Source organism: Streptomyces sp. NRRL WC-3618 (assembly GCF_001280005.1).
Taxonomy (GTDB): domain Bacteria; phylum Actinomycetota; class Actinomycetes; order Streptomycetales; family Streptomycetaceae; genus Streptomyces.
The window spans coordinates 1-326 of sequence record NZ_LGDW01000338.1; the positions used below are offsets into that span (position 1 = coordinate 1).

1 protein-coding gene is annotated in these 326 nt (G+C 66.6%); it reads left to right on the forward strand.

Annotated features, from left to right (window positions below; all coding sequences use genetic code 11):
* The coding region (locus tag ADL01_RS24915; RefSeq protein WP_107090986.1) for a phage major capsid protein at positions 1 to 326 on the forward strand (326 nt) is incomplete at both ends.

The following is a 326-nucleotide window of genomic DNA, read 5'->3' on the forward strand; positions in this document are numbered from 1 at the left end:
GGCGTACTGGGTGTCTGGTGACACCGGCCTCAAGCAGACCACCGAGATGTCGTGGACGAACAAGTACCTCAACATCGAGGAGATCGCCACGATCATGCCGGTCCCGGACAACGTGCTGGCCGACGTGGACGCCAACATCTGGGACACGGCGATGCCCCTGCTCGCGGAAGCGTTCGGCCGCGTGCTGGACCAGGCCGTCTTCTTCGGCGTCAACGCGCCGTCGAGCTTCCCGACGAACATCCTGGCGGCGGCCACCGCCGCAGGGAACAGCGTCAACGAGGGCGCGACCGCTGCGCAGGGCGGGTTCTTCGGCGACATCGACAAGG